This window comes from Allobosea lupini, from assembly GCF_900109525.1.
In the GTDB taxonomy this organism is placed as follows: Bacteria; Pseudomonadota; Alphaproteobacteria; order Rhizobiales; family Beijerinckiaceae; genus Allobosea; species Allobosea lupini.
Map to the genome: position 1 here is coordinate 35520 of NZ_FOAN01000005.1, position 21156 is coordinate 56675.

The window sequence follows — 21156 nt, forward strand, 5'->3', positions numbered from 1 at the left end:
TCCAGCCCTGTTGCGATGATTCTGCAGATCATCCCGCCGCCGAGACCCGGAGCCTTCTTCATGGCCGCCCCTGCGCCCGTCTTCCACGCCCCTTATGCCGAGGACGATGCCGCGATCGCCGGTCGCCTGCTCTCCGGCGGCCGCCGGGATCCCCTGGCCAAGGCGAGGATCGATGCCCGCGCCACCTCGCTGGTCGACGCGATCCGCACCCGCAAGGTCGGCCTCGGCGGCATCGAGGAATTGCTGCGCGAATACTCTCTCTCGACCAAGGAGGGCCTCGCGCTGATGGTGCTGGCCGAGGCGCTGCTGCGCGTGCCCGACGCCGCCACCGCCGACCGGCTGATCGAGGACAAGCTCGGCCAGGGCGACTTCGCCCATCACGAATCCAAGTCCGACGCCTTCCTGATCTCGGCCTCGTCCTGGGCGCTCGGCATCACCGCCCGCATCATCCAGCCGGGCGAGACGCCGACCAGCATCATCGGCAACCTCTCGAAGCGCCTCGGCCTGCCCGCCGTGCGCACCGCGACGCGCCAGGCGATGCGCGTCATGGGCAACCATTTCGTCCTCGGCCAGACGATCGAGGAGGCACTGAAGCGCGCCCGTTCCGGCTCGGGCAAGCTCTACCGCTACTCCTTCGACATGCTCGGCGAAGGCGCCCGCACGCAGGCCGATGCCGACCGCTACTACGCCTCCTATGCCGACGCGATCGACGCCATCGGCCGCTCGGCCGGCAACGACAGGCTGCCGAACCGCCCCGGCATCTCGGTCAAGCTCTCGGCGCTGCATCCGCGCTACGAGGCGACCAATCGCGAGCGCGTCCTCGCCGAGCTCACCCCAAAGGTGATCGAGCTCGCCCGCCAGGCCAAAAAATATGACCTCAACTTCACCGTCGATGCCGAGGAGGCCGACAGGCTCGAGCTTTCGCTCGACGTGATCGCTGCGGTGATGGCCGAGCCTTCCCTCGCCGGCTGGGACGGTTTCGGCCTCGCCATCCAGGCCTATCAGAAGCGCGCCGCGGCGGTGATCGACCACATCGCGGCGCTGGCCGAAACCTATGACCGCCGGCTGATGGTTCGCCTGGTCAAGGGCGCCTATTGGGACACCGAGCTGAAGCGCGCCCAGGAGCGCGGCCTGCCCGACTATCCGGTCTTCACCCGCAAGGCGATGACCGACCTCAACTACGAGGCCTGCGCGAAGCAGCTCCTCGCCTTGCGCCCGCGCATCATTCCCCAGTTCGCCACCCACAACGCGCTGACCGTCGCCACCGTCGCCGAGCTCGCCGACGATGCCGAGAATTTCGAGTTCCAGCGCCTGCACGGCATGGGCGAGGCGCTGTATGAGCGCCTGCTGCAGTCGGATGCCGGCTTCGCCTGCCGGACCTATGCGCCGGTCGGCGGCCATCAGGACCTTCTCGCCTATCTCGTCCGCCGCCTGCTCGAGAACGGCGCCAACTCCTCCTTCGTCTCGGTCTCCGGCGATCCCGACGTGCCGGTCGCGACGCTGCTGGTGCCGCCGGCCGACATCATCGGGACGCCGAGCGCAGCCCGCCATCGCCGCATCCCGCTGCCGGCCGAGCTCTTCGGACCGTCGCGCCGCAACTCCGCCGGCGTCGAGCTCGGCGATGCGCAGAGCCTCGCCGGCCTCCTCGCCGAGATCCGCGCCGCCGCCGCCAAGCCCGTGCCCGAGGCCGTGCCGCTGATCGACGGCAAGCCCGGGACCGGCACCGCCCGCGACGTGCTCTCGCCGATCGACGGCAATCCGGTCGGCCGCGTCACCGAGGGCGATGCCGCCAGCGCCGAGAAGGCGATGGCCGCAGCCAAGGCCGGCTTCCACGCCTGGAACGCGACTCCCGCCCGCAACCGCGCCGCATCCCTGCGCCAGGCCGCCGACCTGATGGAGGCCCGCCGCGGCCCGATCCTGGCGCTGCTCCAGTCCGAGGCCGGCAAGACGCTGGACGACGCCGTCGCCGAATTGCGCGAGGCCGTCGACTTCCTGCGCTACTACGCTGCAGAAGCCGAGGCCAAGTTCGCCGTGCCGACCGCCCTTCCCGGCCCGACCGGCGAGGACAACCGCCTGATCCTGCGCGGCCGTGGGCCCTTCGTCTGCATCGCGCCCTGGAACTTCCCGCTCGCAATCTTCACCGGCCAGGTCGCGGCGGCGCTGGTCGCCGGCAACAGCGTCGTCGCCAAGCCCGCGCCGCAGACCCCGCTGATCGCCGCGCTTGCCGTCCGCCTCCTCCACGAGGCCGGCATCCCCAAAACCGCGCTGCACTTCGCCCCCGGCGACGGCAAGCTCGGCGCCGCCTTGGTCGCCCATAAGGACGTCGCCGGCGTCGCCTTCACCGGCTCGACCGCGACCGCCCGCGCCATCAACCGCGCGCTCGCCAACAAGGACGGCCCGATCGTCCCGCTGATCGCCGAGACCGGCGGCCTCAACGCCATGATTGTCGACGCGACCGCTCTGGCCGAGCAGGTCGCCGACGACGTCGTCCTCTCCGCCTTCCGCTCGGCCGGCCAGCGCTGCTCGGCGCTGCGCCTGCTCGTCGTGCAGGAGGACGTCGCCGACAAGATGGTCGAGATGATCGAGGGCGCCGCCCGCGAGCTCACGCTCGGTGACCCCCGCCAGATCGAGACCCATGTCGGCCCGGTGATCGACGCTGCCGCCAAGGAGCGCCTCGACGCCCATATCGCCGCGATGCGCTCAGCCGGCCGCGTGACCTATGCCGGCAGGACGCCGGATTTGCCCGGCACCTTCGTCGCCCCGCACATCATCAGGCTCGACAAGGTCGCCGACCTCGCCGCCGAGCATTTCGGCCCGGTGCTGCATGTCGTGCGCTGGAAGGCCGGCCAGCTCGACAAGGTGCTCGCCGAGATCGAGGCGACCGGCTACGGCCTGACCTTCGGCCTGCATTCGCGCATCGAGGCCACGGTCGAGCGCGTCGTCGACCGGCTCTCGACCGGCAACATCTATGTCAACCGCAACATGATCGGCGCGGTCGTCGGCGTGCAGCCCTTCGGCGGCCACGGCCTGTCGGGCACCGGCCCCAAGGCCGGCGGCCCGAACTATCTTGCCCGCTTCGCCACCGAGCAGACGGTGACGATCAATACGGCGGCGGCGGGCGGAAACGCCTCGCTGATCGCGATGGGGGAGTAGCCTCCTTCTCCCATGGCAGCCCCCTTCTCCCCTCGGGGGAGAAGGTCCCGGCAGGGGGATGAGGGCGGCTCGACCGGGCGAGCCGTCGACCACTCACCCCGCCTGACGGGCCCTCATCCGTCAGCGCTTCGCGCTGCCACCTTCTCCCCCGAGGGGAGAAGGGTTCCCCGCCCCCTACTCCGCCGCCCTTGCCGCTGCCTGCTTCAGCCGCGCCAGCGCTTCCTCGGCGCCGGCCTTGACCGCCGGGTCCGTCACCTGCCCCTCCTGCGCGACGCGCTCGGCCAGCGCCGCGACGCTGAACTCAGCCCCGCTGGCGACGAGCTTCAGCACCGCGTTCGACAGCACGTTCGGCCAATAGGCCGCGCCGCCCTTGGCCAGCCCCTTGGCCTTGCGGCCCTCGAATTCCTTGGTGAGCTGTTCGGGTGTCTTCCTGGCCATGGCGTAGGGCTTCCGGTGAATCGGGTCTGAGGCGAGCTTATAGCAGCCTGCCGGCAAAGAGCGCGGAACCTCGACGCAAACTCCCTTCCCCCTTGTGGGGAAGGGCCGGGGATGGGGGTGGTGCCGCCTGGCGATCGCTCGCCGGAAAGACGACTGGCAGCAGCGACAGCACTGTCTTGTTCGAGAGATCGCTCCAGCTTTGCGACCCCCACCCCTGCCCCTCCCCACTGATCTCGGGCCTGCCCGAGATCAGCACTCAGAGTGGTCGAAGTCGGGTAGACCCGACTTCGACGCGGGGAAGGGGTTCGCGCCTCGCCGTCTAATTCTCGCCCTGCAGCGGAATCGCCTCGAGCTGCGCCTTGTGCCCGGCGATGCGCCGCTCGGCCTCGTACCAGGCCTCCCTGCCCTCGACGCCCTGGCCGCGCAGGCGGATCGCCTCGTGGAAGGTCGCGCGCATCTCGTCGGAGAGGGCCTGCATGAATTCGCCTGAGCATTGCAGGCTATCCGGCCCACTACAGGCCTTCGCCCGCCGGCAATCCTTGCGGCCGCAGAAGCGCCAGCACTGCAGCAATGTCGCGAACTGGCGCAGCATGATCGGCCGCTCGCGCTGGAAGCGCTCGAACTCCTCCTTGGTCGCGCCACGATGGTCGGGATTACGGGGCATGGGATTCCTCCGATTAGCCTCCTTCTCCCCTCGGGGGAGAAGGTCCGGCAGGGGATGAGGGCGGCACGACCGGGTGAGCGTTTGAGCGTCGGGCTGGACTTCCCTCATCCGTCAGCGCTTCGCGCTGCCACCTTCTCCCCCGAGGGGAGAAGGAGCGCGCCGCGCCTCCCGCGCCCAAGCTTTTCCCCGCCCGCAGGCTGATCCAGCGGGCGTTGTCGCATGTGAGGGGCAGCGGAGCGCCGCGAGGCGCTGGTTTGGTATCCGCTTCCGTGAGTTACGGACGCGGCGCGGATGGATTGAGCCACCATCCGCACGCCCCGTGGCGCTCCGCCAGCGGCGATTTGAAAGCTCCGGGCCGCGCTTCTGTCACGCCGGTGCGAGCCGGCGCGGTCTAGCGAGCTCCTCGCGCAGGGATCGTAGTGTCCCCAGGTCGGTTCCCGAAGCCTCCCGGGAGCGAGGCGCAACCCTCGCCCGCAGGCGCCGCACCCACCCCGCCAAACGACATGCCTCCGGTTGGCCGCCCCTCGGGGATGGGATGCGGCGGAGTATACGGGAGGTTCGGAGGGCGGGGATAAGATTGCAGTCTATTCCCGCGAAGCGTCGCAAGCTCGAGAGCCCCCTTCCCCGGATGGGATACCTACCGTGGATTGCATTAGATATACTGATAACACATCATAAGCCGGGATTCGCGCCGATTTGGGATGGCCAATGTCACTCGAAGCAGAAATCAAGCAAAGCGCTCGAAAAATTGCTACAGACTCTTACGAGATGTCTGTTGGCGAATTGATGAATGTTTACCGAGATGGCGAGCTAATTGTGAGCCCCGAATTTCAGCGTTTGTTTCGTTGGAGCAGAAGTCAAAAGAGCCATTTGATTGAATCTTTACTGATTGGAGTTCCGATACCGTCGATATTTGTCTTTGAACTGGAAGACGGAATTTGGGAATTAATTGACGGCCTACAACGAGTTTCAACCATACTTGAATTTGCTGGTCTTCTTAGGAAAGAAGATGGAGATTTATACGATCCATCCGTACTCGAAGGCACACGTTATTTACCATCACTTCAAGGAGCAACATGGGAGAAATCGAAATCAGGAAATGGAATTGGATCGACGCATCAAATTGCCATAAAGCGCTCACGTATCAGCCTGCAGATACTCCGGAAAGCCAGCGATGAAAAGGCAAAATACGATCTATTTCAGAGATTGAATAGCCACGGTTCGACAGCAACAGCTCAAGAGTTACGTAATTGCATTCTGTTTATGCTAAACAAGGGTATGTTTAGGAGAATGAAACAGCTTGCATACGACGATAGATTTATAAATATCATGAAACCATCCGATCGACTCACGGAAAATCAAGCGATGCTTGATTACCTGACGAGATATTTGGTATTTATTCATGTTGATTATAATAAAGCATGGGACATTGAAGAATTCCTAGATAATGGCCTCGTCGAACTCTCGGAAGAAAGCGAAGAAGATATAGGAGATATGCTAGATACATTTGAAGAAACCCTAGATTTATTTAGCAGAATTGGCGAAGATAACGCGCTTCGACGTTTCAAAGATGGAAGATTCCAAGGAAAAGTTGGGCAGGCTGCATTCGAAACAATCTTTCTCGGTGTTGCTCAAAACATTTCATCGATCCAGAAGAAGAAAGATAAAAAAACCTATGTCCTTAATAGAATAAGAAATTTATGGCCGCGCGCTGACGTGATGGATTTTACGCGGGCAGGATTACGCGGAACGGATCGAATTCAGAAAACGATTCCATTTGGAAAAGATTGGTTTTCCAAATGAGAGCACTGACAATCGACGACCTACAAAGCATACTCGACTCCGAGCTAGTTTGGAGAAGGCGCGAAATGTCGTCTCTAGTAACTCTGTTGAAATCAAATACAGAGGTTACGCAAAAAGCAATTATTAGAGCCGGCGTTCCGCTCTTATATGCTCACTGGGAAGGGTTCGGTCGAGAATGCTTTGTACGATATTTTGAATACGTATCTTATAGAAAACTAAAATTCAGGCAATTATCTCCAGCATTTCTTTACATGTCTTCATTTCCAAGTATGTCAACAATACAAAATGGTGGAATTAAGAATGGAATCGATGCCATTAACTCAATTATAAAACGCATGGATTCGACCAATAAGGATCCATTTAGAAAAAGGATAAGCACAAAATCGAATTTGAGATCAGACGCTCTAGAGGATTTAATGCTTTCGTGCGGCCTAGATACAAGCGAGCTGATGCTACATTCTGAATTCATCGACAAAGAATTGTGCGACTCTCGCAATGAAATCGCTCACGGAAGCGGAGCGGCTCCGTCACTCGATGCATTTCTAAAGCGACGAGATACGACATTCACTATTATGACAACGCTACATAATACGGTAGTCAACGCAGCGATAAACCAAAAATACAAAGCAGCCGCTTAAGAGTTACGAGCAGCCCGCTCCCGGAAGCAGCCCGCTTGACTCCCCTCCCCCTCCCATCCTACGCCCATCGACGGGACACGCCGCCCCAACGCGGCGCGCCCATCTGCAAGGATGGAGACATCGATGGCGAATACGATTCCGGCAGCGCGTCCGCGCGTGCCGCATTTCTCGTCCGGCCCCTGCGCCAAGCGCCCCGGCTGGACCCTCAAGGCCCTCTCCGACGCGGCGCTCGGCCGCTCGCACCGCGCCAAGGTCGGCAAGGACAAGCTCAAACTCGCGATCGACCTGACCCGCGAGGTCCTGCAGATTCCGGCCGATTACCGCATCGGCATCGTGCCGGCCTCCGACACCGGCGCCGTCGAGATGGCGATGTGGTCGTTGTTAGGCGCCCGCGGCGTCGACATGGTCGCCTGGGAAAGCTTTGGCGAGGGCTGGGTCACCGATGTCGCCAAGCAGCTCAAGCTGGCGGATGTGCGCACCTTCACCGCCCCCTATGGCGAACTGCCGAACCTGAAGAAGGTCGACACCAGGAACCGCGACGTCGTCTTCACCTGGAACGGCACGACCTCGGGCGTGCGCGTCGCCGACGCCAGCTGGATCGCCGATGACCGCGAGGGCCTGACGATCTGCGACGCGACCTCGGCCGCCTTCGCCCAGAAGCTCGATTGGCAGAAGCTCGATGTCGTCACCTTCTCCTGGCAGAAGGTGCTCGGCGGCGAGGCCGCGCATGGCATGATCGTGCTCTCGCCCCGCGCGGTCGAGCGGCTCCTGACCTACAAGCCGGCCTGGCCGCTGCCGAAGATCTTCCGCATGACCTCGGGCGGCAAGCTCTCCGAGGGCATCTTCGCCGGCGAGACGATCAACACCCCGTCCATGCTCGCGGTCGAGGATTATCTCGATGCGCTGACCTGGGCCAAGAAGGTTGGCGGGCTCGACGGCCTGGTGAAGCGCGCCGACGGCAATGCCCGCGTCATCGCCAAGTTCGTGCGCGAGAACGACTGGATCGACTTCCTCGCGGTCAAGCCGAAGACGCGCTCGAACACCTCGGTCTGCCTCAGGTTCACCGACCCGGCGGTGACGGCGCTGCCGGCCGAGGCGCAAGCGGCTTTCGCCAAGCAGGTCGTCTCGATCATCGAGAAGGCCGGCGCCGGCTACGATCTCGGCCATTACCGCGACGCCCCTCCCGGCCTGCGCATCTGGTGCGGCGCGACCGTGCAGTCGCGCGACCTCAAGGCGCTGCTGCCGTGGATCGCCTACGCGTTCGCCGAGGCGAAGGCCTCGCTCGGCAAGAAGGCGGCGTAAGCGCGACCTAACCCCTCCCCCTTGCGGGGAGGGGCAGGGGTGGGGGTCGCAACCGCGGGCTCGCCCCTTGGACATTTTGCGCGACGCCGATCGAGCCGTCGCGCCTCTCCGCATTCGGCTGCACCCAGTCGTTCCACCCCCACCCCTAACCCCTCCCCACAAGGGGGAGGGGAATGGAGGCTGCCATGACCAAGCCCCGCGTCCTCATCTCCGACGCCCTTTCCCCCGCCGCCGTCCAGATCTTCAAAGATCGCGGCATCGACGTGACCTTCGATCCGAACCTCGGCAAGGACAAGGACAAGCTCGCCGCCGTGATCGGCGACTATGACGGCCTCGCCATCCGCTCGGCGACCAAGGCCACCGCCAAGCTGCTGGAGGCCGCGACGAAGCTGAAGGTGATCGGCCGCGCCGGCATCGGCGTCGACAATGTCGAGATCCCGGCCGCGACCAGCCGCGGCGTGATCGTGATGAACACGCCCTTCGGCAACTCGATCACCACCGCCGAGCACGCCATCGCGATGATGTTCGCGCTCGCCCGGCAGATCCCCTCGGCCGATGCCTCGACCCAGGCCGGAAAGTGGGAGAAGAACCGCTTCATGGGCGTCGAGATCACCGCCAAGACGCTCGGCCTGATCGGCTGCGGCAATATCGGCTCGATCGTCGCCGAGCGCGGCATCGGCCTGCGCATGCGCGTCATCGCCTTCGACCCCTATCTCTCGCCGGAGCGGGCGGTGCAGCTGGGCGTCGAGAAGGTCGAACTCGAGGACCTGCTGAAGCGCGCCGACTTCATCACGCTGCACGTGCCGATGACCGAGAAGACGAAGAACATCCTCTCGGCCGAGAACCTCGCCAAGACCAAGAAGGGCGTGCGCATCATCAACTGCGCCCGCGGCGGGCTGGTCGACGAGGCCGCGCTGGCGGAGCTGATCAAGTCCGGCCATGTCGCCGGCGCCGCTTTCGACGTGTTCTCGGTCGAGCCGGCCGAGCAGAACCCGCTGTTCGGCCTCGACAATGTCGTCTGCACGCCGCATCTCGGCGCGAGCACCAATGAGGCGCAGGAGAACGTCGCGCTGCAGGTCGCCGAGCAGATGAGCGACTATCTCTTGAAGGGCGCGATCACCAATGCCGTGAACTTCCCGTCGATCTCGGCGGAGGAAGCGCCGCGGATCAAGCCCTTCGTCGACCTCGCCGAAAAGCTCGGCTCCTTCCTCGGCCAGCTGACGGAAGCGCCGGTCAAGGGCATCCGCATCGAGTACGAGGGCGCGGTCGCCAGCCTGAACCTGAAGGCGATCTCGGCGGCGGCGATCACCGGCGTGCTGCGCCCCTTCCTGCCCGAGATCAACATGGTCAACTCGGCCATGGTCGCCAAGGAGAAGGGCATCGTCGTCGAGGAATTGACCCGCGAGGTCGCCGGCAATCTCGAAAGCGTCATCCGCATCGTCGTCGAGGCCGAGGACATGCCGCGCCATGCTTCGGGCACGGTCTTCCATGACGGCAAGCCGCGCATCATCGAGATCCGCGACATCCAGGTCGACGCCGAGTTCGCGCCGCACATGCTCTATGTCCGCAATGCCGACAAGCCGGGCTTCATCGGCCAGTTCGGTTCCTTGCTCGGCGCGGCCGGCGTCAACGTCGCGACCTTCAATCTCGGCCGCGACAAGCCGGGCGGCGACGCGATCTGCTATGTCGCCGTCGACGAGCCGGTCTCGGACGAATTGCTCGCCAAGATCCACGAGATCCCGATGGTCAAGCGGGCGAGAAGGCTGAAGTTCTGAGGGCTGGCCTTGTCATCTCGTCATGGTCGGGCTTGTCCCGACCATCCACGTCTTCGCTTCACTGCGGCGCATGCGGTGTTCAAGGCGTGGATGCTCGCCACAAGGGCGAGCATGACGGTGGTGGCCCTACCCACGCCGCAATCGCCCTCCCCTGTGGCGCCACCACAGGGGATTTTTCATGCCGACCCGCCGTGCCTTCGCCTGCACCACTGCCCTTGCTGTCCTCGCCGCGTCCCCGGCCTTCGCCGACTGGGACAAGGCCAAGCTCGATGCCGGCATCAAGACCATCGAGCAGGGCACGAAGGGCCGCATCGGCGTCGGCCTGATCGACCTCAAGGATCGCAAGAGCTGGACTTATCGCGGGGGCGAGCCCTTCCCGCTGCAGAGCGTGTTCAAGCTGCCGCTCGCGATCGGCGTGCTGCAGGCGGTCGAGGCTGGCAAGTTCAAGCTCGACCAGCCCATCACCGTCACCCGCAACGATCTCTCGCTCTATCACAGCCCGCTCGCCAAGGGCTTCAAGGGCGAGCGCAACGACTATCCGCTGCGCGAGCTTCTGACGCGCTCGACAGCCGAGAGCGACAACACCGCCGCCGACCTCTTGCTGCGCCTGATCGGCGGGCCGCAGGCGCTGACAGCCCTGCTCAGGGACGGCGGCGTCACCGGCATCTCGGTCGACCGCTACGAGCGCGTCTTCCAACCGGAGATTCTCGGCCTGCCCGGCTATGGCTGGGACCAGCAGATCGACACTGCCAAGTTCTACGCCGCCATCAGCGCTATACCCGCCGCAGAGCGCAAGAAGCGGCTGCAGGCGACGCTGACCGACAAGCGCGACGCCGCCTCGCCCGAGGCCTCGATCGCCTTCCTCGAAGGCCTCGCCAAGGGCAACTGGCTGCGTGATCCGGCAAACGCCGCGCTGCTTGACAAGATCATGCTGGAGGCCAAGACCGGCCCGAACCGGATCAGGGCGGGCCTGCCGAAAGGCGCGCGCTTCGCCCACAAGACCGGCCTCGGGCCGAGCGCCGACGGGCTTAACCACGCCACCAACGATATCGGCATCGTCACCCTGCCGGATGGGCGGCGCTTCGCCATCGCGGTCTATCTCGCCGGCGCCCAGGTCGGCGAGAAGGAGCGCGAGGCGGCGCATCAGGCGGTCGCGAAGCTGGCGGTGGAGAGCCTGCGCTAGCGCACTCACCCGTTTCTCCGAATCGCGGAAATGCTCTAAGTCTTTGTCCCATCACGTTTTCTTTACGCGAACCGGTGCCCACTCGCTCGAAAATGCTCTGGAGGCGGATCCGGTCAGGTTTGACCAATCTGATCGGCGCACCCGTCTCTGAATCCGAGAGCCCGCCGTGATCCCCCCTAATTGGACAGGCGTCCGGTATCCGGTCGGTCGAGGTCAAGCGTCCGGGTCTCGGGAATGAGCAGGCCGGTGATCAGGGTGATCCCTGAAACCACCATCAGGTAGACCAGGAACAGCCGCTGCTCGCCCGCTTGCGAGAGATAGGTGTTCACATAAGGAGCGGTGCCACCGAAGATCGCGGTCGCGAGCGAGAGTGGCCCGCTTACTCCGGTTGCCCTGACCTCGGTCGGGAAGACCTCGGCCCACACCGCTGTGTTGACCCCGAACAGGCAGGCCAGGATCAGCAAGGCGCAGATCATGGCCGTCAGCAGGCCTGAGAAGCTGTTGGTGATGAGCGCGTCGAGCTGGAAGGTCGCGGCGATGAAACCGACCCCGAACAGGATGATGAAGATGCGCCGCCCGAAGCGGTCGGCGAGCCAGCCCACGATCGGGATCGCGAGGAGAAAGACCGCCTGCGCGATCAGGCTGGCGGTCAACGCCGATTTGGCGTCGAGCCCGCGATTGATCTGCGCGAAGGTCGGGCTGTAGATCAGCCAAGTGTAGAACATGATCGAGCCGCCAGCCGAAAGGCCGAAGACGACGGCAACGCCACGCCAGTTCCGGACGAGCGGCGTCAGTCCGCTCGCGGTGTCGGAGCGCTGCGCTTTGACCTGCTCGAAACTGTCGGTCTCGGTGAGTTTGCGCCGCAGATAAAGTCCATAGAGGCCGAGCAATCCACCAAGCGCAAAGGGAATACGCCAGCCCCAGCTTTCCAGCGCCGGCCGATCGAGGTTGGCATTGAGCAGAAGACCGGTGACGGTCGCGATCATGGTCCCGAGCACGACGCTCATCCAGGACGTGCTGCCATAGAGAGCGCGCCGATGTCGCGGCGCGCGCTCGACCAGATAGGTGACGGATGTACCCATCTCGCCGCCATGCGCGATGCCCTGGGCGAGCCGCGCCACGAGCAGGATGACGGAGGCCGCAAGCCCGACTGTCGCGAAGGTCGGCGCGCAGGCGATGACCAGGCTGCCGCCGGCGGTGATGAACATCGCCAGCGTCAGGCTTTTCTTGCGACCGACGCGGTCGGCATAGAGCCCGAACAGGAAGCCGCCGAGCGGGCGGGTCAGGAAGCCGGCGGCGAAGACGGCGAGGGCCGCGAGCAGGGCCGCCGACTTGTCGGCCGACGGAAAGAACTGGAGCGCAAAATAGGGCGCGAAGATCGTGTAGATCGCCCAATCGAACCATTCAAGCGTGTTGCCGAAATTGACGGCGACGAGATCCTTCATTCGCCGGGATACGGCAGGACGAAGCTCGCCTGTTGCAGCGATGTCAGACATGGTGACCCCTCTTTTATTTGATGTTTGCTGGTGTCCGGCGCGACGTTGCGCGCGGTGCGTTAGCGGCTGGCGGCGCGCCCTTCGAGGCCGAAGCGGGCATCGGCGTCCGCTCCCGGCACGCGCATTTCGAAGGTTTCCTTCACCACCGCGTAGTCAAAGTAGCCGAGGCGGGCGATCGGCTTGATCGCTGCGATATCGAGCTTGCCGTCCGCGGTGATGAACCTGTCGTCGATATGGATCGTCTCGACCTGGGCGAAGACGATATCGATCGTGCCGACCGCCGAGTTGCCCTTCATCCGGTGCGTGCTGAGATATCGGCACTCGAACTTGACCGGGCTTTCCTGGACCATCGGGATGCGCGCATTGTCCGCATACTCCCGGGTCACGCTCAGGCGATCGAACTCGCTTTCCTGCGGCGGCAGCGCCATTGCGCTCAGATTGACGGCCTCGCGCAGATCGTAGGTCGCCATGTTCCAGACGAACCAGCCGGTTTCCTCGGCATTGAGCACCGTGTCCTTGCGCCGCCCGTCCGGGTACTGGTTCGCCGAGAACATTACCATCGGTGGGTCGAAGGTCAGATTCTGCCACTGGCTGTAAGGCGCGATGTTCTCGACGCCGGCCGCGCTGACACTCGACAACCAGCCGATCGGCCGCGGCACGGTACAACTCTTGAACGGCGAATAGGGCAGCGGGCTCGGCTCGATCTGGGGAGAGTACTTCATGGCGCATCCCGGCTGTCTGGTGGCATTCAAATAATATCCCACCGATATATCGGATGGATCACGGTTTGGAAAGCCCGTGAAATCGGCTATCGAGATTCCTGGGATTCGCCGTACCTGACCGGGCACGGCCATCGCTATGGAAAGGCCGGATGAACCAGTCGGAGCAGGCGCTCGGCGCCCTCGAGAGCCTGATCGAGCAAGGCGCTCTCAAGCCGGGATCGATGGTGTCCGAACGCGGCCTGATGGATCTGACCGGACTCGGCCGGACACCGGTTCGCGAGGCGATCCAGCGCCTCGCCCTCAACCACATGCTGAAGATCCACCCGAACAAGGGCATCGAGATACCGGCGATTTCTGTCGAGGACCAGCTCAGCGGGCTGGAAGTGCGTCGCGTCGTCGAGGTCCTGGCGGTCGAACTCGCCTGCAGCCGGGCCTCGGCGAAAGACATCCGCGAGATCGAGGCGCTGTCGTCAGCGCTGGATGGCGAGTTCGACCTTCGCGACTACTCGCAGACCGTTCGCCAGACACATGCGTTGATCATCCAGGCCGCGCGTAACCCTTATCTGGAAGCGCTGATGGTCCCGCTGCAGACCCTCTCCCGGCGTTTCTGGATCATGCATGTAAGGGACGAGCAGCAGGAGATCGTCCACGGAAAGCTTTTGCATCAGGCTATTCTGCGAGCGATCGCCGCGAGGGACATGTCCGCAGCCACCGCAGCCTCGTTGGCGCTCAACAGCTATTTGGTGGAATTCGCCCTGTCCGTCGTCGCGCGGATGGCCGTATCGCGCAGTTGACCGCGGCGACCGGCAACAGCAAGCCTCCGATCGGCTCCTCGTCGCTCCAGCGCTAGGCGTTCGGTCGCTGCCAGATCAGTCATGCACGGGAAAGTTGCATTGACAAATGAAGGACAAACCCCCATTTGTAGTGCTCGATCTAGGCCGAACGAATTGGCCCGCGCTATTTTTGCGCACCGCTGACGACCTTCCTGCTCAAATCGAAAACATGCGTGGCATGCGGCTGCGCGTGAATTGCCAACCGCAAGAAGGAATATGACTATGGCCAACGGTACTGTGAAATGGTTCAACGGCACCAAGGGTTTCGGCTTCATCCAGCCGGATGATGGCGGCCAGGACGTGTTCGTCCACATCAGCGCCGTCGAGCGCGCCGGCCTGCGCGATCTGCGCGACGGTCAGAAGATCTCGTACGAGCTGGTCCAGGACAAGCGTTCGGGCAAGATGTCGGCCGACAATCTGCGCGCCGAGTGAGCTGACGCGCTGTCCAGCGTGAGAGATCAGCGGCCGGCGACCACGGATGTACTGGCGCCAGGCCCGCTCCACGCGGGGTAGCTCAGGAAGGGTCGGGATCTACCCGGCCCTTTTTTGTTTTCAAGAGATGTTCGGTCAAGGCGTTTCGACCACACGTCTCGACCAGATGCTTTCACGAGAGGTAAGTCCGAATGCAGGTTCTCGTCCGCGACAACAATGTCGACCAGGCGTTGCGCGTCCTGAAAAAGAAGATGCAGCGCGAAGGCGTGTTTCGCGAGATGAAGCGGCGCTCGGCCTATGAGAAGCCGTCGGAGAGGCGCGTTCGCGAGAAGGCCGACGCGATCCGCCGCGCCCGCAAGCTCGCTCGCAAGCAGGCGCAGCGCGAAGGCCTGCTCCCCGCTCCCAAGCCGAAGCCGCGTCCGGCCCGCCCGCCGCGTCCGGCAGCCGTCGCGTCCTGATCCTCATAAAGGAGCCGCTGCCATGGCAACAAAAGGACTGACCGCCGAGCAGGCCAAGCTTCGCGCGGAACGGAACTTCGCCAAGACCGAGCAGCGGCGACAGGAAGCCGAGAACGCCATGGCGGCGGTTCAGGCCGAGCGGCGTGCCGTCGCCGAGAAGACCGCGAGGCTGCGCGCATTGCGTCTGGCCAAGGAGGCGGCAGACGCACAGACCGCCGCCGAGCAATTGGCGGCGAAACCAGTGGCGACGAAGAAACCTGCCGCCCGTCGCACCGTCGGGAAAGCCAGCGCCGCGCGCTGACTCTCCGGCGGCGCAGCCTCGACGTCGCAGAACAGCGCAATAGTCGCTATCCCGGTCTTGTCTCGGCTGGCTTTCGAGCCGGGCAGGATAGCTGCTCGAGGCGCGCCCCGGCCCATGCCAGGAGGCGCCCTTCCCTGCAGCTCCCGGCGCATCCTTCCAGCCGGGCTCGATCCCGTCATGGTCGGCAGCAGATGCGCGATGCCCGCGTGGCAGTCGATGCGGCCCCGGGGCGATGTCAGCGCGGCCTGCGTTCGGCGATCCAGATGCCGCCGAGCACCAGCGCCAGCGCGAGTCCGTGATAAAGCGCAAGCTGCTCGCCGAGGATCGCGACGGCGAGCAATGGCGCGAACACCGGCACGAGATTGACGAAGACGCCGGCACGGCCGGGTCCGATCAGCTCGATCGCGCGCATGAAGAAGAGCTGCGACAGGATCGAGGGGCCGATCACCACAAAGGCCAGGATCAGCCAGCCCTTCGGCGTCGGCCAGAAAGCCTTGCCGGTCGCGATCTCGACCCCGAGCAGCGGCAGCGAGACCATGCATGCGACGATCGCCATCGCAGTGAAGAAGATCAGCCCGGGCATTGGCGGGCGCGTGCGGATACCGACCGTATATCCCGCATAGAAAATGCAGGCGATCATCATCCACAGATCGCCCGGTACGAAACTGAGCTGCGAGAGGACGTGCCAGTCACCTCGGCTCGCCGTGACCAGGACGCCGACGATCGTCACTGTGACGCCGAGCGCCTGCAGGCCGCCGATCGGCGTGCGGAGGGCAAGAAAGGCACCGAGCAGCACGAAGACCGGGATCGAGCCCTGCAGAATGCCGATGTTGATCGCCGTGGTCGAATAGGCCGCGATGTACATCAGCGTGTTGAAGCCGGTGAAGCCGAAGGCGCCGAGCAGGATCACCTTGAGCCAGTTGACCTTCAGTGCCGGCCAATGCTCGCGCAGGCCCCGGCGGAACAGGTAGGGCATGACGGTGCAGACGAAGACCCAGCGCAGCGCCGTCAGCGTCATCGGCGCGATCTCGCCAACGGCGAGCCGGCTGGCCACGGCATTGCCGGCCCACATCAGCGTGGTCAGCGTCAGCAGCACATAGGCGTTTGCCCAGAAACGCTGCGGGAGGGAGGCTGCCGGCTGCAAGACGCATGATCCTCATGTCTGCGGAGCGCTTGCATAGCCTTGCACACAGCGCTTCTCCTATGAGAGGAGGCGCAATACAGCCCGTCGCCGCACGCAAACGTGCCAAGGACCTCATGAACGTGTTCAGCCGCAAGCCGCTCCGCGTCCTCGTCGTCGACGGCTACAAGCGCGAAGGGCGCGAGGAGTACATCCGCGACGCCGGCGCGACGCCGTCGGAGGCCTATGCCGCGGAACTGCGCCGCATCGAGCCTTCGCTGATCACCGATATCTGCCTGCCTGCCGACGAAGGCGCCAACCTGCCCGACGGCGCCGGCCTGTCCGCCTATGATGGCATTGCCCTGACCGGGTCTTCATTGCATATCCACAGCCCCGAGCCCGCTGTGACCCGGCAGATCGAGCTGATGCGAGCGATCTACAAGAGCGGCACGCCCTGCTTCGGCTCGTGCTGGGGCATCCAGATCGGCGCCGTCGCCGCCGGCGGCACGGTCGCGCTCAATCCGAACGGTCTCGAGATCGGCTTCGCCCGCCGCATCACGGTCAACGCGACCGGCGCTCGCCACCCACTGCTCGCCGGCCGGCCTGCCGCGTTCGATGCCCCGGCGATCCATTTCGACAGCATCGTCGTCCCGCCCAGCGACACGACCATCCTGGCCTCGAATGCGATGAGCCCGATCCAGGCCGCCGAGTTTCGCCAGGACGGCGGCACCTTCTGGGGCGTGCAGTACCACCCGGAATTCTCCCTGCGCCTGATCGCCACGATCCTGCGGCGGCACAGCCGGACCCTGATCGAGCGCGGCCTGCGCAAGGACGAGGCCGCCGCGGCCGCCTGGATCGCCGATCTCGATGCGCTCGACGCCGACGCCACCCGCAAGGACCTCGCATGGGGACTTGGGCTGGACGAGGAAGTGCTCGATCCGGTCAAGCGCGTGACGGAGCTGCGCAACTTCCTCGAAATGCGCGTCAAGCCGCAGGCGAGCGTCCGCGGGCGCGCTTAATCCTCAGCCGCGGCTCAGGGCGGCGAGCGCGCTCGCCAGCGCCGCGCGCGTATAGGGCTTGCGCAGGGCCGGTACGCCAGCTTCCAGGGACGGTACCGCATCATAGCCCGTCGCGAAGATATAGGGCACTTCGAGCTCGCGCAGGCGCTGCGCCACCGCGTCGGAGTTTTCGGCGCCGAGGCTGACATCGAGCACGGCGCATTCCGGCTTGCGCCGCCCGATCGCGGCGAGTGCCTCGCGCACGCTCGCACAGGAGATGACCTCACCTGCCCCGAGCCCTCGCAGCATCTCCTCGACCTCCATCGCGATCAGGAACTGATCCTCGACGAGGAGCACGGTCTTGCCGGCCAGCGGCTCGCCTTCATCCAGGAGCGCTTCATCGGGTGCGCGCTCGGTCTGCGCCTCTTCAGCGGCCGGCGTCGAAAGCCAGGTCACGAACACCGCCGGAATCGCGAGGCGCGCCTCGACGCCCTCCGGCAGGTACGAGACCTCGCTGCTGCCACCCAGATCGAACGGAATGCTGCGCGAGACCAGAACGCTGCCGAAGCCCTCGCGCGTCGGCGCACTCACAGGCGGGCCGCCGCGCTCGCACCAAAGCAAGCGGCAGCTGCCATCCTCGTCCCGCTCCCAGCTCAAGGAGAGCTGTCCGCTCTCGCGCGACAGCGCGCCGTATTTCGCGGCGTTGGTCGCAAGCTCGTGGATGACCAGCGCCATCACCGAGAAGGCGCGCGAGTCGAGCGCGACTTCGGGCCCGGCGATCGACAGACGTCCGGGCGCCGTCTTGTACGGGCCGAGCTCGGCCTCGATCAGCGCCCTGAGCGCGCCGCCGCCGGCACTGCGCATGACCTGGTCATGCGCCAGCGACAATGCTTCGATACGGCCCTTGATCGTCTCGACATAAGCGGCGATCGCGACTTCGTCGCCGAGCGGATAGGAGATGATCGACTTGATCACCGAGAGGATGTTCTTGACCCGGTGATTGAGCTCCTGGTTGAGGATTTTTTGGCGAAGATCGGCCTTCTTGCGCTCCTCGGCCAGCAATTCGCCCTGGCGCAGCACCACTTCGACGAGCGCGCTGCGTGCCGATTCCGCCAGCTCGCGCTCGATCTGCGTCCACGGACGCGAACGCTTCTCCACCGTCTGCTTCCAGACGGCGAAGCTCTGGCGCGGCGTCAGCCGGTCGCCGAGCGGGCCGGAGGTGTAGGTCTTGTTGGGATCGCCGCCCCATTCGATCGTCTGCACGAATTCGCGGCGGAAGAAGAAGAGATAGTCACGCGGCAATTGCGAAAGCGGCACGGCGATCACGCCGGAGACCTCGGCGCTGAAGACGCCCGCATTCGGCAATGATGCGCTCAGGCAATCGCTGCTCCAGACCGCGCCGGGCGAGATCATGCCGACATGACCGGCGAGCTCCGGCACGAACTCGGCCGGCGGCACCGAGCCGTTCGACGACCATTGCCCTTCCATCAGCAGGCCGAGCCCGTCGCACGCCAATAATTGCCGGAACTCGTCTAGATTGGCGCGCAGGAAACCGGCGACATCGGTGCTGTGCGAGGCCGAGGCAAGGAGATTGCCGAGGAAGGCGCGCGCCCGGTCGATCGCTTCCAGCGCCTGCTTCTGCGTCAGGGCACTGAGTTGCAGCGCGAAGAACTCGCCGAAGATCTCGGCCGCGATGCGCTGGTTCATCGACATCGAGCGTGGCGTGTAATGGTGGCAGGCGATCAGCCCCCAGAGCTCGCCGTCGACGATGATCGACACCGACATCGACGCGGCGACGCCCATATTGCGCAGATATTCGCAATGGATCGGCGAGACGCTGCGCAGATGCGCATAAGACAGGTCGAGCGGCTCGCCGCCCTCGTCGAGCACCGGCTCGATCGCGAAGCGCTCGCCGCTCGAATTGGAGACCAGCCGGATCGGGTTGAGCAGATAGAGCTGCCGCGCCTGCTTGGGAATGTCGGAGGCCGGAAAGTGCTGCCCCATGAAGCTTTCGAGATCGGCGCGCTTGGACTCGCTCACCACCTGGCCGGAGCCGTCGGCCGCGAAGCGATAGATCATCACCCGATCGTACTGCAGCACCGCCCGGAGCAGGCGGGCCGCGCTCGATATCAGGTCGCGCGGGTTGGACGCGCTCGACAGGCGCCCGACCAGCGTGCGCGCGAATTCGAGCGGTGAGCTCGTCCCGTCTGGCGCCGACCGCTCGAATTCGATGATGGCATTGCCTTTGAAGCGGTGGACGCTGACATCGAAAGGCTGGTCGGATGCCGAGAAGATCATCTTCGGCATCAAGCCGGCCCGCGCCGGCGTCCCCGAGCGCGCGAGCGCGTTGCGCAATTCGTGAACCGGCTGGCCGCCCATGACCTCTTCGAGCCGCCGCCCGACCAGATTGCCCTCGGGCAAGCCGAGGAAGTCGGCGGCATTGAGCGAATGGCGGCGGATGACCACCGCCTCCTCGTCGCAGACGAGCATGCAGCCATGCGGCTGGATGCTGCCGGGGATGTGGATCGGTTCCCGGTCGCAATTGGTCAGGTCGACTGTGCTCATCGGCCGAATCCGTTCTCCCGCATGGCGGTGGCCGCCTGCTCGAAGGTGGTTTCGGCGGCGCATACAGCCACCGCCATGTCGATGCTCTCCAGACGTTCCATGATAGCGAGCAGATCCCGCCAGGATCCCAGCCGCTCCTGCCGCACCAGATGGCGCGCGCCATGGTTCTCGTCGTAGCCGAGGGCGCCTGCCATGCGCCTGATCAGCTTTGCCCCGAGGGCCGAGCCTTCAAGGACGTAGATGACCCCGACGAGCGAGGCTATGTCTTTTGACAGGTGGAAGGGGCGTATGTCCGGTGGCCTGGAGCCGATATCGGCAAGATCGGCCGTGATCAGCGGTGCGATCGCGGTCGGGCGCCAGGTGCCGAACGAAGCCGGCCAGTCGGCGCCGGCGAGATAGTGCTCCACCGGTTGGCGATGCGCATAGGATGCCCTGAGAAAGCTCTGATAGGCACCAGCGCTGTCGAGCCGGCCGATGGTCCGGTCAAGCTCCTCATGGGCCTGGCGCGTGTGGTCACGGAGGTGAAGGCGAAGCGAGGTCGATGTCATCGCCGCCACAGAAGGGGCGGCGAGCCAATTTCGTCAAGGCTACTTGCTTCAGGCAGCCCGCTCCGACTGCAAAGCAGTCGCCCCGAACACCTTGCCGCCGAGCGCCCGCGCCGTGTCGAGATGATCGGACATGTCCGGCACCGGCACCAGGAATTCCGAAGTCACGACCGGCGCGCCGCAATAGCCGAAGATGCCATGGTCGATCTGCGTCTTCATCGCGCCGTAATAGCCATGGCGGGCGAAGGTGCGCATGTCGGCGCCGGCGAGCGCGACGAGATGGACCGGCAGATGCTCGAGCTTCTTGACCGTCTTCATGTCCTCGAGCTCCTCATAGGCCCAGCCATTGGCGAAGACGCGGTCGATCCAGCCTTTCATCAGCGCCGGCATCGACCACCAGTAGATCGGGTAGACCAGCACCAGCGCATCGGCCCGGTCGACCCTGGCCTGCTCGGCGGCGATGTCGGCGGGCTGGGCAATCTCGCGGCGATGGACGGCAAGATCGTTCAGCGAGAAGCGCGGGTCGAAGCCTTCCCTGGCGAGATCGGCGATCTCGACGCTGTGGCCGGAGCCGGACACGCCGTCTGCCAGTGCCTGCGCGACGGCATGGCTGAGCGAAGCGGGATCGGGATGGGCGACGACGACGAGGGCATGCATGGACAATCTCCTGGGATGATTGCGATCGGCTCGCGACCGCTATATACTTTTTGTAAGTTACTTTTGGTACATA

At 64.6% G+C, this 21156-nt stretch carries 19 protein-coding genes; 11 read left to right on the forward strand and 8 right to left on the reverse strand.

Going from position 1 to position 21156, the window contains the following annotated elements:
• Positions 1-60: 60 nt before the first annotated feature.
• Positions 61-3153, forward strand: a complete 3093-nt coding sequence (gene putA, locus BMZ21_RS15560) for a bifunctional proline dehydrogenase/L-glutamate gamma-semialdehyde dehydrogenase PutA (protein WP_091837081.1) — start codon at positions 61-63, stop codon at positions 3151-3153.
• 174 nt (positions 3154-3327) lie between these two features.
• On the opposite strand, the gene BMZ21_RS15565 is transcribed toward putA, so the two are convergent.
• Positions 3328-3591 (reverse strand): hypothetical protein, encoded by a 264-nt coding sequence (locus BMZ21_RS15565; protein ID WP_091836165.1) that lies wholly within the window; start codon positions 3589-3591, stop codon positions 3328-3330.
• Positions 3592-3910: 319 nt separating this feature from the next.
• Positions 3911-4255 carry a hypothetical protein gene (locus tag BMZ21_RS15570; RefSeq protein ID WP_091836168.1) on the reverse strand — a complete coding sequence of 115 codons (345 nt, stop codon included), beginning with the start codon at positions 4253-4255 and terminating at the stop codon, positions 3911-3913.
• A 708-nt stretch (positions 4256-4963) separates the two neighbouring features.
• On the opposite strand from BMZ21_RS15570, the gene BMZ21_RS15575 reads away from it, so the two are divergent.
• From BMZ21_RS15575 to bla, 5 genes are all read left to right on the forward strand, one after another.
• Entirely contained in the window at positions 4964-6058 is a 1095-nt protein-coding gene (locus BMZ21_RS15575; protein ID WP_091836170.1) for a DUF262 domain-containing protein, read from the forward strand.
• The gene (locus BMZ21_RS31145; RefSeq protein WP_167561647.1) at positions 6055-6696 is read left to right on the forward strand and encodes an MAE_28990/MAE_18760 family HEPN-like nuclease; all 642 of its coding nucleotides are present in this window, start codon (positions 6055-6057) and stop codon (positions 6694-6696) included. Before BMZ21_RS15575 ends, BMZ21_RS31145 begins: the two co-directional genes overlap by 4 nt.
• Positions 6697-6819: 123 nt before the next feature.
• Entirely contained in the window at positions 6820-7998 is a 1179-nt protein-coding gene (locus BMZ21_RS15580; protein WP_091836172.1) for a phosphoserine transaminase, read from the forward strand.
• Between the two features lie 185 nt (positions 7999-8183).
• Positions 8184-9773: a phosphoglycerate dehydrogenase gene (gene serA, locus BMZ21_RS15585; RefSeq protein WP_091837083.1), complete on the forward strand. Its 1590-nt coding sequence runs from the start codon at positions 8184-8186 to the stop codon at positions 9771-9773.
• Positions 9774-9951: 178 nt separating this feature from the next.
• Positions 9952-10956 carry a class A beta-lactamase gene (bla, locus tag BMZ21_RS15590; protein ID WP_091836175.1) on the forward strand — a complete coding sequence of 335 codons (1005 nt, stop codon included), beginning with the start codon at positions 9952-9954 and terminating at the stop codon, positions 10954-10956.
• Positions 10957-11132: 176 nt separating this feature from the next.
• Here bla and BMZ21_RS15595 read toward each other — a convergent pair whose 3' ends face one another.
• Both BMZ21_RS15595 and BMZ21_RS15600 read right to left on the reverse strand, forming a co-directional pair.
• Complete coding sequence (locus BMZ21_RS15595) at positions 11133-12452, reverse strand: MFS transporter (RefSeq protein WP_091836177.1); 1320 nt, start codon at positions 12450-12452, stop codon at positions 11133-11135.
• A gap of 59 nt (positions 12453-12511) precedes the next feature.
• Complete coding sequence (locus BMZ21_RS15600; RefSeq protein WP_091836179.1) at positions 12512-13174, reverse strand: flavin reductase family protein; 663 nt, start codon at positions 13172-13174, stop codon at positions 12512-12514.
• Positions 13175-13323: 149 nt separating this feature from the next.
• Here BMZ21_RS15600 and BMZ21_RS15605 point away from each other — a divergent pair, with 149 nt between their 5' ends.
• From BMZ21_RS15605 to BMZ21_RS15620, 4 genes are all read left to right on the forward strand, one after another.
• The gene (locus BMZ21_RS15605) at positions 13324-13968 is read left to right on the forward strand and encodes a GntR family transcriptional regulator (protein WP_091836181.1); all 645 of its coding nucleotides are present in this window, start codon (positions 13324-13326) and stop codon (positions 13966-13968) included.
• A gap of 261 nt (positions 13969-14229) precedes the next feature.
• Positions 14230-14439 (forward strand): cold-shock protein, encoded by a 210-nt coding sequence (locus BMZ21_RS15610; protein WP_091836184.1) that lies wholly within the window; start codon positions 14230-14232, stop codon positions 14437-14439.
• 191 nt (positions 14440-14630) lie between these two features.
• Positions 14631-14897, forward strand: a complete 267-nt coding sequence (gene rpsU / locus BMZ21_RS15615; RefSeq protein ID WP_091836186.1) for a 30S ribosomal protein S21 — start codon at positions 14631-14633, stop codon at positions 14895-14897.
• Positions 14898-14919: 22 nt separating this feature from the next.
• Complete coding sequence (locus BMZ21_RS15620) at positions 14920-15198, forward strand: hypothetical protein (protein WP_091836189.1); 279 nt, start codon at positions 14920-14922, stop codon at positions 15196-15198.
• 235 nt (positions 15199-15433) lie between these two features.
• Here BMZ21_RS15620 and BMZ21_RS15625 read toward each other — a convergent pair whose 3' ends face one another.
• Entirely contained in the window at positions 15434-16342 is a 909-nt protein-coding gene (locus tag BMZ21_RS15625; RefSeq protein ID WP_244543867.1) for a DMT family transporter, read from the reverse strand.
• A gap of 113 nt (positions 16343-16455) precedes the next feature.
• Here BMZ21_RS15625 and BMZ21_RS15630 point away from each other — a divergent pair, with 113 nt between their 5' ends.
• Positions 16456-17337: a type 1 glutamine amidotransferase gene (locus BMZ21_RS15630; RefSeq protein ID WP_091836191.1), complete on the forward strand. Its 882-nt coding sequence runs from the start codon at positions 16456-16458 to the stop codon at positions 17335-17337.
• A gap of 3 nt (positions 17338-17340) precedes the next feature.
• On the opposite strand, the gene BMZ21_RS15635 is transcribed toward BMZ21_RS15630, so the two are convergent.
• The 3 genes from BMZ21_RS15635 to BMZ21_RS15645 are packed head-to-tail and all read right to left on the reverse strand — an operon-like array spanning position 17341 to position 21083.
• Positions 17341-19881 carry an HWE histidine kinase domain-containing protein gene (locus BMZ21_RS15635; RefSeq protein WP_091836192.1) on the reverse strand — a complete coding sequence of 847 codons (2541 nt, stop codon included), beginning with the start codon at positions 19879-19881 and terminating at the stop codon, positions 17341-17343.
• Positions 19878-20429 (reverse strand): biliverdin-producing heme oxygenase, encoded by a 552-nt coding sequence (locus tag BMZ21_RS15640; protein ID WP_091836193.1) that lies wholly within the window; start codon positions 20427-20429, stop codon positions 19878-19880. Before BMZ21_RS15640 ends, BMZ21_RS15635 begins: the two co-directional genes overlap by 4 nt.
• A 48-nt stretch (positions 20430-20477) precedes the next feature.
• Positions 20478-21083 (reverse strand): NAD(P)H-dependent oxidoreductase, encoded by a 606-nt coding sequence (locus BMZ21_RS15645; RefSeq protein WP_091836195.1) that lies wholly within the window; start codon positions 21081-21083, stop codon positions 20478-20480.
• Between the last annotated feature and the right edge of the window lie 73 nt (positions 21084-21156).